The organism is Cellvibrio chitinivorans (assembly GCF_035117775.1).
Lineage (GTDB): Bacteria > Pseudomonadota > Gammaproteobacteria > Pseudomonadales > Cellvibrionaceae > Cellvibrio > Cellvibrio chitinivorans.
On record NZ_JAYKKN010000007.1, the window covers coordinates 108,325 to 127,764 of the forward strand.

General features: G+C 45.8%; 10 protein-coding genes and 1 tRNA gene. 4 read left to right on the plus strand and 7 right to left on the minus strand.

All coding sequences use genetic code 11. The annotated features are described in order from the left end of the window. Nucleotides 1-149: 149 nt before the first annotated feature. Both SPL68_RS16565 and SPL68_RS16575 read left to right on the plus strand, forming a co-directional pair. A tRNA-Arg gene (locus SPL68_RS16565) sits at nt 150-226 on the plus strand. Nucleotides 227-920: 694 nt separating this feature from the next. Next, a complete protein-coding gene (locus SPL68_RS16575; RefSeq protein WP_323816283.1) occupies nt 921-3,599 on the plus strand; it encodes a TonB-dependent receptor in 2,679 nt (892 codons plus the stop codon). Between the two features lie 90 nt (nt 3,600-3,689). Here SPL68_RS16575 and SPL68_RS16580 read toward each other — a convergent pair whose 3' ends face one another. The 5 genes from SPL68_RS16580 to SPL68_RS16600 all read right to left on the minus strand — a co-directional run bounded on the left by SPL68_RS16580 (nt 3,690) and on the right by SPL68_RS16600 (nt 12,056). Next, nucleotides 3,690-5,327 (minus strand): family 43 glycosylhydrolase, encoded by a 1,638-nt coding sequence (locus tag SPL68_RS16580; RefSeq protein ID WP_323816284.1) that lies wholly within the window; start codon nt 5,325-5,327, stop codon nt 3,690-3,692. A gap of 293 nt (nt 5,328-5,620) precedes the next feature. After that, on the minus strand, nt 5,621-7,714 hold the full coding sequence (gene fusA, locus SPL68_RS16585; RefSeq protein ID WP_323816285.1) for an elongation factor G: 2,094 nt from the start codon (nt 7,712-7,714) through the stop codon (nt 5,621-5,623). 459 nt (nt 7,715-8,173) lie between these two features. Beyond that, nucleotides 8,174-9,319, minus strand: a complete 1,146-nt coding sequence (locus tag SPL68_RS16590; protein ID WP_323816286.1) for a TnsD family Tn7-like transposition protein — start codon at nt 9,317-9,319, stop codon at nt 8,174-8,176. A 189-nt stretch (nt 9,320-9,508) separates the two neighbouring features. Further along, on the minus strand, nt 9,509-10,639 hold the full coding sequence (locus tag SPL68_RS16595) for a glycoside hydrolase family 88/105 protein (RefSeq protein ID WP_323816287.1): 1,131 nt from the start codon (nt 10,637-10,639) through the stop codon (nt 9,509-9,511). A 31-nt stretch (nt 10,640-10,670) separates the two neighbouring features. Further along, nucleotides 10,671-12,056, minus strand: coding sequence for a BNR repeat-containing protein (locus tag SPL68_RS16600; RefSeq protein ID WP_323816288.1), 1,386 nt, complete (start codon nt 12,054-12,056; stop codon nt 10,671-10,673). 326 nt (nt 12,057-12,382) lie between these two features. On the opposite strand from SPL68_RS16600, the gene SPL68_RS16605 reads away from it, so the two are divergent. Beyond that, entirely contained in the window at nt 12,383-13,384 is a 1,002-nt protein-coding gene (locus tag SPL68_RS16605) for an alpha/beta hydrolase (RefSeq protein WP_323816289.1), read from the plus strand. A gap of 132 nt (nt 13,385-13,516) precedes the next feature. On the opposite strand, the gene SPL68_RS16610 is transcribed toward SPL68_RS16605, so the two are convergent. Together SPL68_RS16610 and SPL68_RS16615 are read right to left on the minus strand one after the other, a co-directional pair. Beyond that, nucleotides 13,517-14,509, minus strand: coding sequence for a Gfo/Idh/MocA family protein (locus SPL68_RS16610; RefSeq protein WP_323816290.1), 993 nt, complete (start codon nt 14,507-14,509; stop codon nt 13,517-13,519). A gap of 58 nt (nt 14,510-14,567) precedes the next feature. Further along, nucleotides 14,568-15,623 (minus strand): NAD(P)-dependent alcohol dehydrogenase, encoded by a 1,056-nt coding sequence (locus SPL68_RS16615; protein WP_323816291.1) that lies wholly within the window; start codon nt 15,621-15,623, stop codon nt 14,568-14,570. An 877-nt stretch (nt 15,624-16,500) separates the two neighbouring features. Here SPL68_RS16615 and SPL68_RS16620 point away from each other — a divergent pair. Continuing rightward, nucleotides 16,501-19,251, plus strand: a complete 2,751-nt coding sequence (locus SPL68_RS16620) for a TonB-dependent receptor (protein WP_323816292.1) — start codon at nt 16,501-16,503, stop codon at nt 19,249-19,251. The last annotated feature ends 189 nt before the right edge of the window (nt 19,252-19,440 follow it).

Below are 19,440 nucleotides of genomic sequence, written 5' to 3' on the forward strand. Positions count from 1 at the left end.
AGTAGTCGTTAGTTTGCTATTTGTACAGGTTGATCGAATTTTGTAGATCATTGATTTTTAAAGCATTAATTTGAAAGTTTTGAGAAAGAAAATCAAATAAATGCTTGACTCACTGAGTATCGATCAATAGAATGCGCGCCATCAACAACGCACTCGTAGCTCAGCTGGATAGAGTACTCGGCTACGAACCGAGCGGTCGGAGGTTCGAATCCTCCCGAGTGCGCCATATTGAAGTAGCTAAACCCCTGATTATCCTAGAGATTTTCAGGGGTTTTTGCATTCTAGGGCTGGCAGTGTCGAAAAAGTGTCGAAAACATTTTTTCAGTCTTCAATCGCTGGCCTGAATTTCACCGCATCCAATAGCTGATCTGGCGACAGGTGCGCATAACGCATCGCCAGGTTAATCGAGCTGTGACCCAGTATTCTTTGCAGGGTCAAAATATCCCCTCCATTCTACTTGCTTGTATTTAGTTCGCTGTGTGTCTATCTATTTGGTGATAGTTATCATAATTTTTAAGAAAAATTGGTTTTTTTAAATTTCACTGTCGTGCTGATGAAAATTCTTATTTTGTCTTACAAAAAATCGATGTAATCGAAATATTTTTGGTGTTACCGGCGCATGTAAACGTAATCATTTATTTATTTGTGTGATATTTACACGTTTAAAAATATGTTTTTTAAGAAAGTCAAACTTGATTTGAAAATTCTGATTGGGCGAAGAATAATAAATTTACGCCAATTCTAAGGATGGTTATCTTTTGTCTTGTGAGGTGATAAAAATATTAATAAATGATGGCGTCTGTTACCCGTATCTATGGGGGCGTCGCTAAAACAACTACCAATAAAGACCTTGAGTTCAAAACAATAAAGTAAGGGGAATCACTATGAGGCACTTCGCTCTTAAGCCACTCGTATTAGCAATGACAGTTACCTCTTTTGCGCCTGTTTCGTTCGCACAAGATACAGATGGAACTGTTGAAGAAGTTATTGTTACTGGTAGCTTCCGTGATAGTTTGAAAAATGCGTTGAATTTGAAGCGCAATAGCACTGGTGCGGTTGATAGCATCGTTGCAGAGGACATTGGCGACTTTCCCGATAACAACCTTGCGGATGCAATGCAGCGTATTCCGGGGGTGAATATTGATCGCGTAGGTGGTGAAGGTAAGCAAATTAGTGTGCGCGGCTTGAGTGCTGATTTCAGTCGTGTGCGTATCAATGGCATGGAAACTATCGCCGCAGGTTATGGCAATAAAGCGCGTGCTTTTGACTTCAATATTTTTGCATCTGAATTGTTTAGTCGTATCGATGTGAAGAAGACCCAGTCTGCCGAGATGGAAGAGGGGTCTTTAGGCGCTACAGTCGATTTGTTTACTGCTCGCCCATTGGACTCTGATGGCAATACCTACGCTGTGGGCTATTCGCAAGGCTATAACGATCGCTCTGGCTCCAGTGATCCGCGTATGACTGCATTGGCGAATTTTGTGAATGATGAAGGTACGTTGGGTGCGGCATTCTCAGTTGCTTATTCAGAGCGCACTGTGGCGCAGGAGGGGCATAACTCTGGCCGTTGGGAAGTGCTTGGTTCAAATGCAACTAACAATTGGGCGAATGCCGGTGCTTTGCCTGCCGAGGTGAATGGCGCCAATATTCCGCGTTTTCCGCGTCAGTTGGATCGTGAAATTGGCCTTGAGCGTTTAGGGATTACCGGTAGCTTGCAATGGCAAATTGCTGATAGCACCTCGTTGACATTTGATGTCATGCACGCTGACCTTGGTTACACTCAGACAGACTTAACCCTAACGCCGATTTCAATGGCGCGTACCGGGGCAAGTGGGCGCATCGAAACAACTGTCGTTGATTCTGCTTATGATGCCGCGACCAACTCGCTTCAGTATGCGCAATTGAGTGGTGTTGATGTGCGTTCGGAAAATGCATTTGTCGATGCGGACACTACCTTCGATCAGTACTCGCTGGCATTTGAACACGACTTTAGTGATAGCTTCCGAATGAAAGCATTGGTGGGAACGTCAGAGTCCAAAATGGATTTGAAGCAAGAGTCCACTGCCATCTTTGAGCGTTTTAACGTTGACTTTGAATATGACTACCGTGGCAGTGCGCATAATCCAGAGCTTTCTTATGGTTTTGATTTGGAAGATCCAAATAGCTGGCAGATTTCCGAGTTGCGCGATCGCCCCGGCTACACCAATAACACTTACGATGTAGGTCAGGTGGATTTTGCGTGGGATGTTACGGATATTTTCACCCTCAAAGCAGGCGCCTCAGTCAAAGAATTTGGTTTTGAAAATAACAAGTTTCAACGTGACCGCGCCATCCTTAACCAAACGGTTCCACAGGGTACTACTGTTAGTGTGCCAGCGGGTTGTGGTTTGACTCTGGCCGATATGGCGGTAACTAGTGATCTTGGTTCGCTCTACACGCCATCCAATGGTGCCAATCGTTTCTTTCTTCCAAATATGGATGCGGTTGCAGAGAAAACGGAGTTCTTTACAAGTACCACCTGTTTCCCGTTGAACAACATAGCGGGCGAAAATCGTTCAGTAGAGGAAAAGGATACTGGCTACTACGTACAAGTTGATTTCAATACTGAGTTGTTTGGTCTGCCATTCCGTGGGGATATTGGTGTGCGCGAGGTGGATACCGAGCAAACTTCAAGTGGTTTAGTGAGCGGTACTGAGGTGACCGTTAATCGTGAGTACAGTGATACCTTGCCTGCAATCAACTTGGCGTTGGAGCCGATTGACTCGGTTATCCTACGTGCATCATGGGCGGAAGTGATGACTCGTCCGAGTCTGGGTAATCTCACCCCCGGCGGTAGTGTGGATGTATTTAACCGCGTATACACGGCGGGCAACCCGAATCTTGATCCGTTCCGTGCGCAGGCGTTTGACTTGTCGGCAGAATGGTATTTTGCGGAAGAGTCGCTGTTGTCTTTTGCGGTCTTTAAGAAAGATATTGAGTCCTTTCCAAATACTATTCGTATAGATGTTCCCTGGTCTTCGCTCGGCTTGCCTGACAGCTTGTTGGCTACCGGCCCTGCAACTCCAGCGGATATGTTCAACTATCGCACTACGGGTAACGGCGAGGGCGGCGAGTTGGATGGTTGGGAGCTTCAATACCAACAACCGTTTAACTTTGGCCCGGATTGGATGCGCAATTTTGGTATCAAAGCTAACGTAACTGGTATCGATTCCGAGGTAAATACGGGTACTGCAAGTGTGCCACGCTGGACGCGCTTGAATGGTCAATCTGATGAAAGTTACAACGCAACACTGTGGTATGAAAACGAATCAGGCTTCTCTGGGCGCGTGTCTTATACCTATCGTAGCGATTATCAAACATCAGCCAATACTGTCGTGAAAGATGCGTCGGGTGCCATCGTAGGTACTGATAATACTGATGAAGTAGGTGTTGTGGATGCTTCTTTTGCCTATCAATTCAATGACAATTTGAAGTTCACCTTCGATGCATTAAACCTGACCGATGAGGCGGAGACCACAATGGTGGGTGACTACGACTTGGTTGATACCACACTCAAGTCGGGTCGTCAGTTCTACTTGGGGGCGCAGTATTCTTTCTAAATTACCCTGAGTCTAAACAAAAAAGGGATGCCAGTTTTCTGGCATCCCTTTTTTGCATTTTATTATTTGCGTTTTAGTGATGTCGGTTGTTTAAGGTAGGGCGCGATAGGTCAAATTGCTAAATTTCACTTTGCCTTTACCTGCTGCATAAATCGCCGGGCGCAGACTCATAAAGCCGTAGGCGACATTGTGGTGATAGCCGGACACATCCATTTGTACGCCATATTTCACCCAGGTTTTGCCTGCATCAGTGCTGGTGTGAATCGTCAGAATATGGCGATTGTTGGTAACACGGATGCGCAACTTGTTGGTCATGCCGGCTGGTTTGGGGGAGGTGCGCTGATCCATGCCATAGCGATGTAACACCATGCCTTTTTGATTGATGCCTACGCCTGCGTAGAGTTTATCGTTGTAGAACAGCAGGGCGCCGCCTTGTGCATCCGGATCAATTTCCATATCCACTTCAAATTGATAGGCCTGTTCGCCCGCTAAAAATGTGAGTGGTGAGGTGTCGCTGGGTGATGTTCCTTTGGCGGTTAACTCTAATGTGCCATCTTTGTAGTTAACGCGCTGGTTTTCGCTTACATCACCACGGAAAAAGCTCCACTGGAGGCCGAATTTGTTGGTGGAAAAATCATCCGACAGCGCCATACCGTGGGGTACGGCTTCGCCGCCTTTGGGTTTTGCGATGGGTTTGCCTGCATCAACGCCTTTGGCTTTAAACCAGCCGTCTTTTGTCCACTCGATGGGTTCCATCATGGCTTGGCGGCCAAGGGTGTGAAAGCCGTTTTCGTAGGCGTGATACATCATATGCCAGTCGGGCTTTTTATCGTTGCTGCTCGGGCCTTCCACTAAGGTAGCGTGACCTTTTGACCACCACTTTTCTGCGGGCGACTCAGTGCGGATGATCGGGTTATAGGGCGAGTTTTCCCAAGGGCCGTGGATCGATTTGGAGCGTGCCGATACCACCATGTGCCCAGTTGGTGGGCCGGCAGTGCCGCCGAGGGCGAGTGTCATGTAGAAGTAATCCCCGTGTCTCAACATTTTGGGGCCTTCTTGAGCGTAACTTTCTACGTCCCACTCCTCGGGATATTGCCAGCCGTCGTAAACATGCTTCATCTCGCCTACAATTTTCAATCCGTCATCGCTCAACTGCACTCGATCGCCGTGAGATAAAAACAGGTAGCGCTTTCCGTCTTCGCCGACAATATGGCCGGGGTCGATGCGGTCATTATTGAGTGCGATAGGTTCCGACCAAGGGCCACGAATGTTGTCTGCCCAAATCACATAGATATTGTTGTTGCCGGGCAGTTTTGCGGGAATGTACAGATAGTAGCGGTTGTTGTGTTTGGTCAGTTCTGGTGCCCAGATACTACCTACATATTTTGTCAGTGCGGGACCGATGGGTTGCCAGTTCACCAGATCCCGCGAGTGCCAGATGGTTAGGGCGGGGTAGGCCTCAAAGGATGAAAAGGTCATGTAATAGTCATCGCCATCCTTGAGTACGCTGGGGTCGGGATGGTCGCCGGCCATGATTGGATTCAGGTATTTGTCATTACCAAGGTCGGCTTTACGTTGCCCCTCAATTCCGGTGGTCCATTCCTGACAATGTTTTAAAAAAGCATTGCCTAAATGCGGTGTGCATTGGTTTTTTGGGGAGCTGGCAAAGCTGATTGAGCTTACTGTAAGGGCAAGGCTGCCGAGCAGAATTGGAACTGCTATGTTCATTCTTGTCTCCCATCATTGTTATAAAAACTCGGCTGCAATCCTTTTTGGATTACGTGAGTCGGGTGTAATGGGTAGGGACCAAAAAATCGAGCCGAAAACTATTTTTTATAGTCGAATCGCACAAAATGGTGATTCATTTTTTTGCAGGAAGGATCGCGTAAATCGCTGTAGATGTCAGCCGTCCCTCTGGTTTATTACATAACATTACGTTGATTGTCGGTTGAAAAATTAACGCATAAAAAAGCCCCAGCGATTTGCATCGCTGGGGCTTTTTTTGCAAGTACTGCTGCTAATTATTTAGCGGCAGCTGCTTTTTTCTCTTTTTCTTTCGCGATTACTGCTTCAGCCACGTTGGATGGGCATGGAGAGTAGTGAGCGAATTCCATGGAGAATTGGCCGCGGCCAGAAGTCATGGTGCGCAGGGTAGAAATGTAACCAAACATTTCTGACAGCGGAACTTCTGCCTTGATGCGAACGCCAGTTACACCAGCTTCTTGGCCGCTAATCATGCCGCGACGACGGTTCAGGTCACCGATAACATCACCTACGTGATCTTCCGGAGTGAATACGTCCACTTTCATGATTGGCTCAAGCAGTTGTGGACCTGCTTTTGGCATAGATTGACGGAAGGCGCCTTTTGCAGCGATTTCAAACGCGATTGCAGAGGAGTCAACGGCGTGGAATCCACCGTCAAACAATTCTACTTCTACGTCCAGCACTGGGAAACCAGCCAATGGGCCGGTGCCCATCATGCCTTCAAAGCCTTTCTCAATTGCTGGGTAGAATTCTTTTGGAACGCTACCACCAACAACAGTAGTGGTGAACTTGAAGCCAGAGTTTGGCTCGCCCGGACGGATGCGGTAGTCGATCTTACCGTATTGACCAGAACCACCAGATTGCTTCTTGTGGGTGTAGCTGTCTTCGATCTCGCGGGTAATGGTTTCGCGGTAGGCTACTTGTGGTTGACCAACATTCAGCTCAACACCGTAGGTGCGCTTCATGATGTCCACTTTAATATCCAGGTGCAATTCACCCATACCTTTCAGAATGGTTTCGCCTGAGTCTTGATCGGTTTCTACACGGAAAGTCGGGTCTTCAGACACCAGCTTGCCGATAGCGATAGCCATCTTCTCGATCATGCTCTTGTCTTTCGGAGTTACAGCAATAGAGATTACTGGCTCAGGGAAGATCATTGGCTCAAGAGTACATTCGTGTTTTGGATCACACAGGGTATGACCGGTTTGAACGTTTTTCAGGCCTACCAGCGCGATAATGTCACCAGCTTGCGCTGTGGTCAGATCGGTACGGTCGTTAGCGTTCATTTCCACCATGCGGCCGATACGCTCGGTTTTGCCGGTGAAAGAGTTGAGCAGGGTGTCACCCTTGTTCAGAACGCCTGAATAGATGCGGATAAAGGTCAGGGCGCCGAAACGGTCGTCCATGATCTTGAACGCCAGAGCGCGGAATGGCTCATCGGCACTAACAACAGCGAATTGGCCGTTTGGATTACCTTCTTCGTCGGTCAAAGGTTGTGGTTCTACTTCGGTTGGAGATGGTAAGTAATCAACTACAGCGTCCAACAGGAGTTGCATACCTTTGTTTTTAAAGGCAGAGCCACAGAAGGTTGGGAAGAATGCCAGGTCGCGAGTACCTTTGCGGATACAGCGCTTCAGGTCTTCGATAGAAGGCTCTTCACCTTCCATGTAAGCCATCATCAGGTCGTCATCTTGTTCTACTGCAGTCTCAACCAATTGGCTGCGGTACAGCTCAACGTCATCTACCATGTCTGCAGGAATGTCGACTACTTCGAAGTTTTCTGGTTTGCCTGAGTCGTCCCATACGTAAGCTTGGCGATTCAGTACGTCGACTACACCACAGAAGGTGTCTTCACGACCGATAGGCAGGGTCATGATCAATGGATTTGCGCCCAGAACGTTTTTCACTTGCTCGGTTACGCGCAAGAAGTCAGCACCGATACGGTCCAACTTGTTTACGAAGATCAGACGAGATACTTCTGAGTCGTTCGCGTAACGCCAGTTGGTTTCTGACTGAGGCTCAACACCGCCAGAACCACAGAATACGCCGATACCGCCGTCCAATACTTTCAGGGAGCGATACACTTCTACGGTGAAGTCAACGTGTCCGGGGGTATCGATTACGTTGAAGCGGTGACCCTTCCAGAAACAGGTAACAGCTGCCGATTGAATGGTGATACCACGCTCAGCTTCTTGCACCATGAAGTCGGTAGTCGATTCACCTTCGTGAACTTCACCGATTTTATGGATTTTACCGGTCAGCTTGAGGATACGCTCAGTGGTAGTAGTTTTACCGGCGTCCACGTGGGCGAAGATACCGATATTTCTGTAAAGGGATAAGTCAGCAGCCATAGGACTCTCTTTATGTTTGCAGGGTTAAATTTAGCCGGGTTTGAAAATAGCGGCGTAATATACAGGAATATCCTGCCATTTGCTCAACGAAAAAGGAGCTTAAACAGCTCCTTTTACACTTTTAGGTCAAAAATCGATGATGATGATAATTTAAGTTGAGAACTTCACCTATTTGTAAATCAATAGCTTATGGCTGTCCTCTGTACAATTCAAGTTGAAAACATCGGATCAAACCATAGGGAAAATGTTGGGAAATGAAAACAATTCAAGTTGAAAACTTGCATTCAAAGTTTATTTTCACTTGTTTTTCCAGCTTTTCAGCGTACATATATATGTACTACGCTGTTCTGAAATAGGTGTTGGATTCAAAATGGGGAGATTTTTTAAGAAAGCAGAATGATTGAACTCCATGCCCTGAGGAATCCGCCACTTATATATGCTCTTGGCTCCTGAAGAAGGTTAGCTAAGACGATGAGTATTAATGATGTCTAGGGCTACTTTAACGGATTTTGGGAACCTGTCTTTATATCTCGTAAGCCAACCGTGAGCTCCAAGTTGTCGATCAATTGCTGACAATGACGTGCCTTTATCGATTTCGGCGGTGATTTTTTTGGCTAGTTCATCATCTTTCTTTACCCAGTCAAAATGTCGTTGATATTTCTTGGGCAACTTGGGCGGTAAGTTCTCATATAACCAATTGTGGTCAAATTTGTAGAGCCATGTGTATTCTGAGCGGCATAACTTTTGGATTTCGTTGCGAGGGGCATTTGGATGCTTCTGCATGCTAGCTAACATTGCCGTTCGGCATTTGCGAAGCTGATTTACATGGCGAATGTGAGCGCGCCATTTCGATAGTAAGTAGTGACTTTGAATGATGTGCTCGACTGCTCCTACCGAACAGTTGTGATTTTCCGCAATTTCTGATCTATGTTTTCCCATGAAGGCTTGTCTCCAGATTGAGCGCTCAATATCCGGAGTAATAAACTTTGATCGTCGTTCTGTTTGGATTGAATTTCTTCTCGCAAGTTGGATCAAATATCCAATACTTCTGTCGACTGATTTAGATATTTCACGCAGTGATTCCCCTTGATTTATAAGTTTGAGAATACTTGCTTCTACTACTGCACTATTTGATATCTGTTCTCTTAACACTCTTTTGTTTTCAATCATCGATTTTGGCGAGGCGTACGATACATTCTGAATGTCACTGAATAAGAAGCAAATCAAAAGGAAATGCTTGAAATAATGAACGCGTTTATTTGTGTGTACTAAGGTCGGTACAAACTGAAAAAACTTTGTCCTATCCTGATCATCTAACGGGAAAATTTCAAACAAGCTATGCCAGAAAGCTTGCATTTCTCGTTGGAGGTCAACCCAGCGTAAGTGGCCTGCGTCAGTGAGGTATCCTCCATTTTGCAGCAATTGAGAATAAGCGGTTGAGGGAAAAATTGGCTTGCCGTGAGCATTCAAATAATTATAAGAGCGCGCTATTTGTGTAGATAATTTTTGCAGAACTCTCGGTGTGGTCTTTGACTGACCTTTTGAATATTCAGGAAGTACATAAGTATGATTTACGCCGCCATCTCCGCAACATCTCTCTATCAATCTCAATCCATGTGTAGGGCATGCCCAAACTCCGTACAATTGATGCTCAGTGTGCCAATACGGTGTTCCGTAATCCGCGCTTAATCATATGACTCAGCTTTTGGCGTTATCCTTGGCACCAGAGATCGACAATTTACAATCAATTCACAAGTTGTAATTGAGACGAATTGGTCATACCTGCGCTTTTGACTAGCGACTCAACTTATATACTTCACTGCCCGCTGCGAGAAAGGCGCCTACGCCATATACTTCGCTCTTGTCTGGCCAAGCTTGACCAGGTGCTGCACCGACTGGTTGTACGTAGCCGAGTAATCCCTCAGGAGTGACATGGCTGACCAAGCTGGCCCATCCGCGCTCAATAGCTTTGCCGTAGGTTTTGCGTTCGAGCAGGCCATTATTTACGCCCCAAGCCAAGCCATAAGTGAAAAAGGCGGTGCCGCTGGTTTCCGGTGTGGGGTACAAATCGCCCGCTTTTAAGCTCATTGGCCAGTGACCCTGGGGGCTTTGCAGTTTGATCAGGCTTTGCGCCATATCCTGAAATAATTTGGTGAAGTAGGCCTTTTGTGGCCCCTCGGGTAGTTCCATCAGGATCAATGCCAGACCGCCAAATACCCAGCCATTGCCTCTTGACCAGAAAATTTTACGGCCTTGGTCGCGCGCGTCGATAAAGTGTTCATCGCGGTAAAATAGATGTTCTTCCGGGTCGTAAAGGTGATTGGCTGTGGCTACATATTCAGCAAACATCCAATTGCGATAGTTTGTATCACCAGTGATATTGGCCAGCTTGGCCCAGATTGGCGGCGCCATGAACAGGGCGTCGCACCACGTCCAGCGCTCGGTAAATTCATAGTTGTTTAGACGCATGGGTTGTTGGCTGGGATGCTCTTTAATCCAGCGGGTGCGCTCCAGAGTTTTGGTGAGCATTTCCGGTTTTTGATATTTGCGATATAGCTCAAGGTACAGCTGGCCGACTGCCTGTTCGTCGGCGTGATATTTATCTATACCTAAATCCCAGTTATTTTCCTCGGCAATGTTCAGTAGGAATTGGTAGTACTTGTCGCTGGGAGCCATGGCAGCCCACTTCTCCATCCCAACATACAATGCGCCGTAGGTCCAGGCATTGAGGCGATTGTCCCATTCGTGTTCGCGACCAATATCATCGCGCAAATGAGCAATTTGCCAATCGGCGACTTTGGTCATTATCGCTATCACTTCTTTCTTTTTAGGTTGTGCTGCCTGTGCGCTCAGGATGCAAAAACAGCTGAATGTGAAACAGAGCAGGCTGCCAAATACGGTGGCCAGTTTGTGATTATTTTTCATGAGTTGAGCTCCGCTTAAAGCAAATTAAAATCTAGGGTTTCCACGTCAGTAACTCAATTGGCTTGGGGGCCAATTGCAAACTTTGGGCATCGTTGCCGTCATTCTGGCCAACTTGCTGCAACAGCAAGCTAGCCTGTTGCTGTTGGTGCCACATGGCTATATCCAAACTCGGCTCCCATGCGCCCATGTTTTTGTGTACCAGTACTTGTGTATTCCATTGTGGCTTGGTGATGTCAGAGAGCGATTGGGCAATCACCTGACCCTTATTAAAATCATCCCGATAAATCAAATGCAGCGCTGTAGAGTTTGGCTGTTGCTGAACCAATAACACTGCGCGCGAAATGGGCGGATTTTTGGTACCCATTCCACCAAGCTCGAAATTGCCCGCAGGCTCGGGTGCGTTAACTTCGCTCCAGGTTGCTCTATTTGTGGAGTAAATGACGTGATACCTGGGAATATCACTGGGGGAGTTTGCCCAATAGCTGGCGATGAATGGATTGCTTTGGTCATCTGCCGCTACAACCGGTGGATTCATTAATTTATGGCGAGTGGGGATGCGTTTGGCCAATTTGGCGTTAGTCGCGTTAATGGGAATTTGATAGCCCTGACCGCTCAAATCTTGCCAGGTTTGACCATTATCCAGCGAGCGGGCGTAAGCAATATCGTGATTGCTGGCCACGTCAGGTGTGTCGCGCCAAATCCAGGCCAAGTGCAATACATTGTTCTTATCTAAGGTCATATCCCAATAAGCACTGCGTTTGCCTTCGCCATCGATTAACGAGTTGTGCAATCGCTGCCAGCGTTTGGTGGCTAAATCATAGCGATTCAACACCAGATTACCCTGACCAGAACCACCATCTCTATACGCAAACAAGAGTGCGCCATCATTCAAACGATAAAACTGTGGATAGGTGACACTCGCTTCCTTTGCATCTCCTTCGTTACCAGATTTAGCCAGCATCGGCATTTGCTTTAGTTGCAAGCTGCCCGGTGCGACAGCTTGTGCATACTTGAGTTGTGAATTGTGATGATCCCAAGCGATATGCAGATAGCCATCGCCATCGACCACCAAACTGATATGGTTGTGAGCATCGTTCACATTACCGGTAAATTCCGTAGTGTGAATTTGCCATTCATGTTGACTTAGCGAACGTTTGGCTAGCACCAAATGTGCATTGCCATTGTAATAGGCCGCATACTGATAATTGCTGCTGGTAAACAACGTCTGCTTCACTCCAGCCAGTACATTCACTGAGCTGCCAGCGAATCCATCGCTGGCGATGGGAAAAATTTGGATGTTTGCCTGCTGCGCAGAGCCAGTCATATTGCAACCGCCAAGTAGTAGGCCGAGCCAGATTACAGTAGTGCTCAGTGCTTTGGGGGTAGACGCGATGTGTTTAAAAAACAAAGATTTCATAGTGGGTTGCTCAATTTTGTAGTTTTATTATTCAGTGCGCGCAAGCACAAACCCGCTGACCAGAAATTAGCTAGAACCAGACACATCTTTATGTTGGCGCTTGGTATCGAGTGACAATTGCGACCATTTATAATATAAAAATATGTTCTTCAATGTTAAGCGCTATTGCCTGCGATTGAGTAAAGCTAGGTAAAACCCGACGTGGGAAAAGCACATCGCTGTAAGTACCCGTGCTAAAAAACAGGAGGCCAATATGATCGACGTACTGGTCGTAAGACTGAAATTGATGTTCGCTGATATCTCATTAACTCCCATTAGAGATTAATATGAAAAAGTACATAAAAAATATTTGCATCATTTTTTTCGGAGTGGTTTTTTCATTTTGTGTTAATGCTGAAGGAAAAAATTCTGAGGCTACAATTGATCAAGATGTAGAAAAAACTGCATCAGATCCATCCTATTTATTTCCTCCTGCTGTGCAGAATTTTCCATTGTATGGCAATGCCGCTATTCCAAATTCAAAACCTGCGACGAATACGGAAGCTGGTGCAGAAACTGGTTGGATAAGGGATGTTTCCCAGCCATCTATTCAGGTGTACTTACCTGCAAAAGTGAAGGCAACTGGAGCCAGTGTTGTGATTTTTCCTGGTGGTGGCTATAGAGGCTTATCTTACGATTATGAAGGTGTTCAGCAGGCCAATTATTTTGTAGATCACGGAGTTGCCGCTTTTGTTGTTAAATATCGCCTGCCTAATGATACTTGGATGAAAGATAAATCTATTGGTCCATTACAGGATGCACAGCAAGCAATGTTGTTTGCCCGCCAGCATGCTGCGCAATGGAATCTGGATACAACACGTATTGGAGCTATAGGATTTTCGGCGGGTGGGCATCTTGCATCTACCTTGGCAACTCACTGGGATAAACCTGAGATTGGAAATCCAGATAAAATTAATTTACGTCCGGATTTTCTTGTTTTGGTCTATCCGGTAATCACTATGGATTTGCCCGTTACTCATGGTGATTCGCGTTTGGCGTTATTGGGTGATAAGCCAACCAAAGCGCGTATCGATTACTTTTCTAATGAATTGCACGTCAATCAAAATACACCGCCAACTTTGCTGTTGCACGCAGTAGACGACAAGTTGGTCGATGTAAAAAACGCTATTTTATTTCTTGAAGCGTTAAAGCAAGCTGGCGTCCCTGCCGCAGCCCAATTTTTTGAAAAAGGCGATCACGGATTTTTTTTGATCCCCCGCAATAAATGGCAAGAGCCAATCATAGAATGGCTTTCCGAAAATAATTGGCTAAATTCGAAAATGCGCTGAGTCGATTGAGTGGAGCATTGCATGCTCCTATGTTGCTTTGATATTGATGTTATCTCGACGTTAGTTCGATCTGGTTGAGAATTTCATGCAGTCTAAGCGCGTCCTGAAAGCTTGGTGCGTTGCGGGTGCCTTCTAATATATCTTTTGCGACTGCGGAATATATCCCGGCAACATTGCTCGCAATCGCCCCTTCTGGCGCCCCGTTTTATATTCGGCGGGAACTTCTAACACTGTTAATGCGTTATCAGTGGCTTTGGCTCCTTTGATTTCCAATTGAGCAAACTGACCGTGACCAATATTGCCATTAATTTGCAGGTCGCCTTGGGTGCCGTTTATTTCCCAAAGCAAGTTGGTTCCTTTAAACATGCCGCCGCGATAATGCGCTGAGAAGGCCGCGCCAGATTTCATTGCGCCATGCACCATAATTTGATCGAAATCCGTTCGCGGAATCTCGTTACCTGTTTCGCTCACCTTGACTGTATTGCGACGACGAATCAGTTTTCCGTACAGATCACCAAAATCACCCAGTACTTCTTTAATGCCTGCCAGAGTGTGTGCAAACGGAATTTCCAGCATGGTTGCGCCGTTGGCGTTATCGTACAGATAGGCGTGCTCTTGAATACACTCGGCACCCCAGTTTCCGCCAGAGCCAATCAGTGACGTTGAAAGCACATCGCCAATGTATCCCTCAGCGATCAAACTTTTAAGATAAGCAACTTCAGGGGCCGCACGCATTTGTGTGCCGCAACTGGCCACAATTCCTTTTTCTTGCGCAAGGGCAGTCAATTTTCTCGCTTCGTCGAGGCCATTACCCAAAGGCCACTCAGAATGCACATGTTTTCCTGCATTTATTGCAGCGCTAATCAGTTCAAAGTGATAAGGAACTTTTACGGTTACCACAACCAGATCAATCTCGTCTGATTGCACAAGCGCTTGTGGTGTTTCAAAAGCATGCTTTAAACCCAAGGTTTGAGCCGTCTTTTGAGCACTTTCTGGTGTTGAGTTAGCGACACCGACAATTTCAAATAGATCGCCTAAGCTTTTTAACGCTGGAATATGGGCAATTGCCGCCCAGTGACTGTCGGGGTTTAAGCCGATAAACCCAATACGAATAGGGTTACTCATTGAATTCTTTACCTTGAATTTGATTGGTAATCTTGATTGCAATTTAAGGTCGAGTTTTTTACGCAGGCTCGCCGGAAACTAGCGACATATCCATCACAAACCGATAGGCAATGTCACCTTTTTCAAGGTGCGTAAACGCTTCGTTTACTTGATCTGGGTGAATGATTTTGCATTCGGGGTGAATGTTATGTTCGGCACAAAATTCAAGTAATTCTTGTGTCTCTTTAATCCCGCCAATCAACGAACCAGCTACGCGACGACGTCCGAAAATTAATGGCGCACTCATGAAGTTGTCCATTAGGCCCACTTGCCCAACAATGACAATGGTTCCGTTGATATCTAACAGCGGGGTATAAATATCCACATTGTGTTTAACGGGAACCGTATCGATAATCAGATCAAAAGAGGAATTGAATTTAGACATTTCCTCTGCGTCGGCTGAGGCCAAAATGCCTTTAGCTCCTATCGCTTTGGCTTGTTCTTCTTTGTCTTTCGAGCGTGAAATCGCAGTAACTTCAGCGCCCATAGCAACGGCGAGTTTGATGGCCATATGACCAAGTCCACCCAGACCAATTACGCCTACGCGACTGCCTTTACCCACATTCCAACTGCGCAGAGGTGAGTAGGTGGTGATTCCAGCGCAGAGAATCGGTGCCGCGCGGGATATATCCAGAGCATCGGGCACGCTGAGAACAAACTCTTCACGCACCACAATATGTTTGGCGTATCCACCTTGGGTTATCTCTCCTGTGATGCGATCCGGCGCCGCATAAGTAGGGGTCATTCCCTTGCGGCAAAATTGCTCTTCGTGGTTGTGGCATTGATCGCATTCTTGGCAGCTATCGACCATGCAGCCAACGGCGACTTTGTCACCAATTTTGTATTTCTTCACTGCTGAGCCAATTGCGATAACACGACCGACAATTTCATGACCTGGCACCAATGGGTAAGGTTGCGGACCCCAATCGCCATTTACTGTGTGCAGATCTGAATGGCATATCCCACTGTAAAGAATCTCAATCGATACATCGTTTGGGCGTAATTCCCTGCGTTCAAACTGGTAGGGAGTTAAGCGGGTATTTGAAGAGTGAGCTGCATATCCAAACGTTTTCATGATTTACCTCTAGCGTTTTTTACTTAAAAAAATGCTAGCACTCATGGCAAAACGACAGATTGCCTAGTCCTATTAGAGATATGCCTATTTATATCTTTATCAAAACGAGTCAGGCTCAAACTTTCAACGGCACTGAGTTTTTTGCCTAATTCTATTGAAGAATTGCCTAATTCTATGATTGTTCTTTGGGGCGCTGGCAGTGCGAGGGTCTTTGAGGTAAAAAATGAAACAGTTCCCACGTAAAAGCACCACAGTGGGATTTTTTATACACAGAATAAATTGTCTTACTATATTAAAAGATGAATTAATAGTTCAAATAAGCCAATGATTTCCTTGGTTTTTTGCTTTTTTAGCACCGGGAAAGTCAATTGCAATAAACGATCACCTCGATGGTTAACGGTAAGCCATCTCCATATAAGGGTGACGAAGTACCTATCGGCACGAACCAGAAAAAAGATGTAGGCGACTCTGGGGTATTGCCCCAATAGCGATGCGTATAAAGAGCTATGAAGTTACTAAAGCTTCAGGGGATTGGTATGGCTATTGGGTTGAGAGCGTGTTTGTTTGCAAGATATTCGCAGTTCCTTATTTTGAACTTGTGTTATCGGAGCAAAACAAGCAGCGCTTTGTCTCCCGTGTCTCGATAGGGCAGAAGCATTCTTGTCATTTTCTCTCTGAGCCTATCCATATTTTTCGTTGATCTTCATTCAGTTCGTGCCTGAAAAAAATTGGCTGATATTCAGCTAAAAATGGACGTTGTATGCCGTTAAAGCATACAGCATCGATAGCCTGCAATTTTTTGCAGACTTTTAGGGCTAATCAATCATTTCTTAAGTCTGATTGATTTGAATAATAAAAATGTTGGAGATCACACGAGATGTTTAAAAAAACCACCTTAGCCAGTGCCATTGTTATGGCAATTGGTAGCCAATCCTTTTACGCGGCAGCACAGGAGAACTCAGTAGAAGAAGTAGAGAACATTATTGTTACGGGTATTCGCAGTAGCTTAAAAAAGGCCATCGATATCAAGCGTGATTCGGTACAAGTAGTTGATGCAATTGTTGCAGAAGATATTGGTAAATTCCCTGATAACAATTTGGTTGAAGCGCTTCAGCGAGTAACCGGTGTACAGGTGACCGACCGTGCCTCAGGTGAGGTAAGGACTGTAACTATTCGCGGTCTTACTGACGTAACTACAACCGTCAATGGTCGCGAAATGTTTACTGCTGCTGGCCGCCAACTTGCCGTCGCAGATATTCCGGCAGCGCTTTTGGAAAGTGTTGAAGTTTATAAGACGCGATCTGCTGCACAACTTGAAAGTGGTATTGCTGGCCAGTTAAATGTGCGTACGCAACGCCCATTTAATTTCGATGGTTCAAAAGTGGTAGTCAATGCGCGCGGTGTTTATCAGGATCTATCTGAAAAAACTGATCCGGTAATTAGTGCATTGGCAAGTAATCGCTGGGAGTCTTCAATTGGTGACTTCGGTGCTTTGCTGAACTTGTCTTATGCGCGTACCCAATATCGCGATGAAACCAGTGCACCCGGTGGTTTTATTCCATTTCGCGCGGACAATATGCGTCGAATCAATCCATGGCCTACAGGTCTTGAGCATGGTATGGATAGAACACCAGGTTCAACGATGTTTGATCCATCAACAGGTACTAATGTTGAGTACTACTTAAGCCGCGATGCGATAAACCAATCAGATGCTACTGGTAAGCGTGAGCGCCCTGCGGTCAACGTATCTTTGCAGTGGGCTCCCAATGATGCTTCAGAATATGTGTTCGAGGCCTTTTATAACGGTTTCCGCAACGAAAGTTATAACCATCTGTTGTTTTCCTATGCCGACTCTTCGCGTGTACAAACACAAGTTCAACCCGAATTATGGGAAGGCACAAACGTAATTAAGTCGCGTGCCTGGGGGGATTCCGGCGCATTTACCAGTGGCGATTATGGTACAGCCGAAACTGATAGTTATATGTATGCACTCGGCGGTAAATGGGAGCTTAGCCCAGATACAACTCTGAATTCAGAATTGGTTTATCAAACCAGTGATTACGAAAGAGAGTTTGTTGCTATGCAGGCAAACACTCGCTTCCCTTATGTGTTTGCTGATTTTAATCATGAAGACGGCATCATGGCGTGGACTGTGTATGACCGCGAATTCGGCACACCCATTGATCTGACCGATCCAAGCCGCTGGACCACTAGCACCATGTTTGATAATGGCGGTAAAGACAGCGGTGATGCAATTACTTATACAGCTGATTTGGATTTCAATCTTGATTGGGGCATTTTCACTACCGCAAAAACCGGTGTGCGTTATGACAAGCGAACTGCGGAAAGTTTCAGTCGCGATTCCAACAAAACTAATCCGATTGCTTTGGCATCACTTGATCCAAGCATGTTGCATGTAAATAGTAATTTCTTCGATGGCAAGAGTGATCTTCCTCGCTCTTGGGTTGCAATGAATGGTCACTCGCTTTGGCAGAGCCGCGATGAATACCGCGATACATTTGGTTTTTTCAATACTCCGGATGACGTGAGAAGAATGACTCTTAACCAAACCTTCGACATTGATCAAACTTCATGGGCTTTATACGCGCAAAGTAATTTTGACACTGAATTGTTTGGCAAGCAGTTGGATGGTGAAATCGGCGTTCGCTATACCGACGTAAGTGCTGATATGGAATTCTATACTTGGGATGCAGCAGCGCAGCAATATCTAACCAGTACCGGTAACAACAGCAGCGATAAATTTTTACCCAACTTGGTATTGCGTTATCACTGGAGCGACGATTTGTTAATGCGCTTCGCTTACACAGAAACTTTGCGTCGTCCTGAGTTTGGTCAGCTGAATAGCTTTATTAGCTTGCGTCCCGACACCACTAATGTGGGTTATGGCAATGCAAGCGGCGGTAACAAAGACCTTAAGCCAGTAGAGTCAACAAACTACGATTTATCGTTAGAGTACTATTTTGGTGAAGGTAGCTCTGTATACGCCACTTATTTCTATCGTGATATTCAAGGTTTTGTTTTTGATTCACTGCGTCAAGCACAATTCCCAAATCCCACCACGGGTGTAATGGAAGATTACATTCTGGCTCAGCCTGGCAATACATCTAACGGTACATTAAAAGGTGTTGAGTTGGGTGCAGTGTATTTTCTCGACAACGTGCCAAGTTGGTTAGATGGTTTTGGCATTCAAGCAAGCGGAACTTTCTTGGATTCAAATCAGGATATTCCAGTGTTCAACACAACTGGTGAATTAACGAGTTATACCAGTCGCGGAATATTTGGTGTTTCCGATACATCCTACAGCGGTGTATTGATTTACGAAAAAGAGAGTTTCAGTACACGATTGTCGTATGTATGGCGCGATGATTTCTTGCATCGTTATGGCTCAGGACGCTTCGCACATCCACGTGCAGTATATCGTCAGCCTGAGCAAAGTTTAGATTTCCAAATTAGCTACAACGTTAGTGATAATTTGGTCTTAACCTTTGATGCAACCAATCTAACGGATGAAGTCTTCCGTCAATATTATGAAGAACCTGATGTATTGAATGATACTGCGTCGATCTATAGCCGCACGATTGGTTTAGGTCTTCGTTACTCTTTGTAATTTATTTTTCTCATAGTCCTCCCGTTGTGGTGTGCTGCTCGTGTATACGAGCAGCCACCTTTTTTATTTTTAGGCTGTCTTATGAGAGCCGGATGGCGTTAACTCTTCGCTTAATTTGACGCTTTAGCAAAGGTCTTACCCCCCCCCAAAAAAAATCATTTTTTAACGAAGTAATGTCAACAAAAGTAA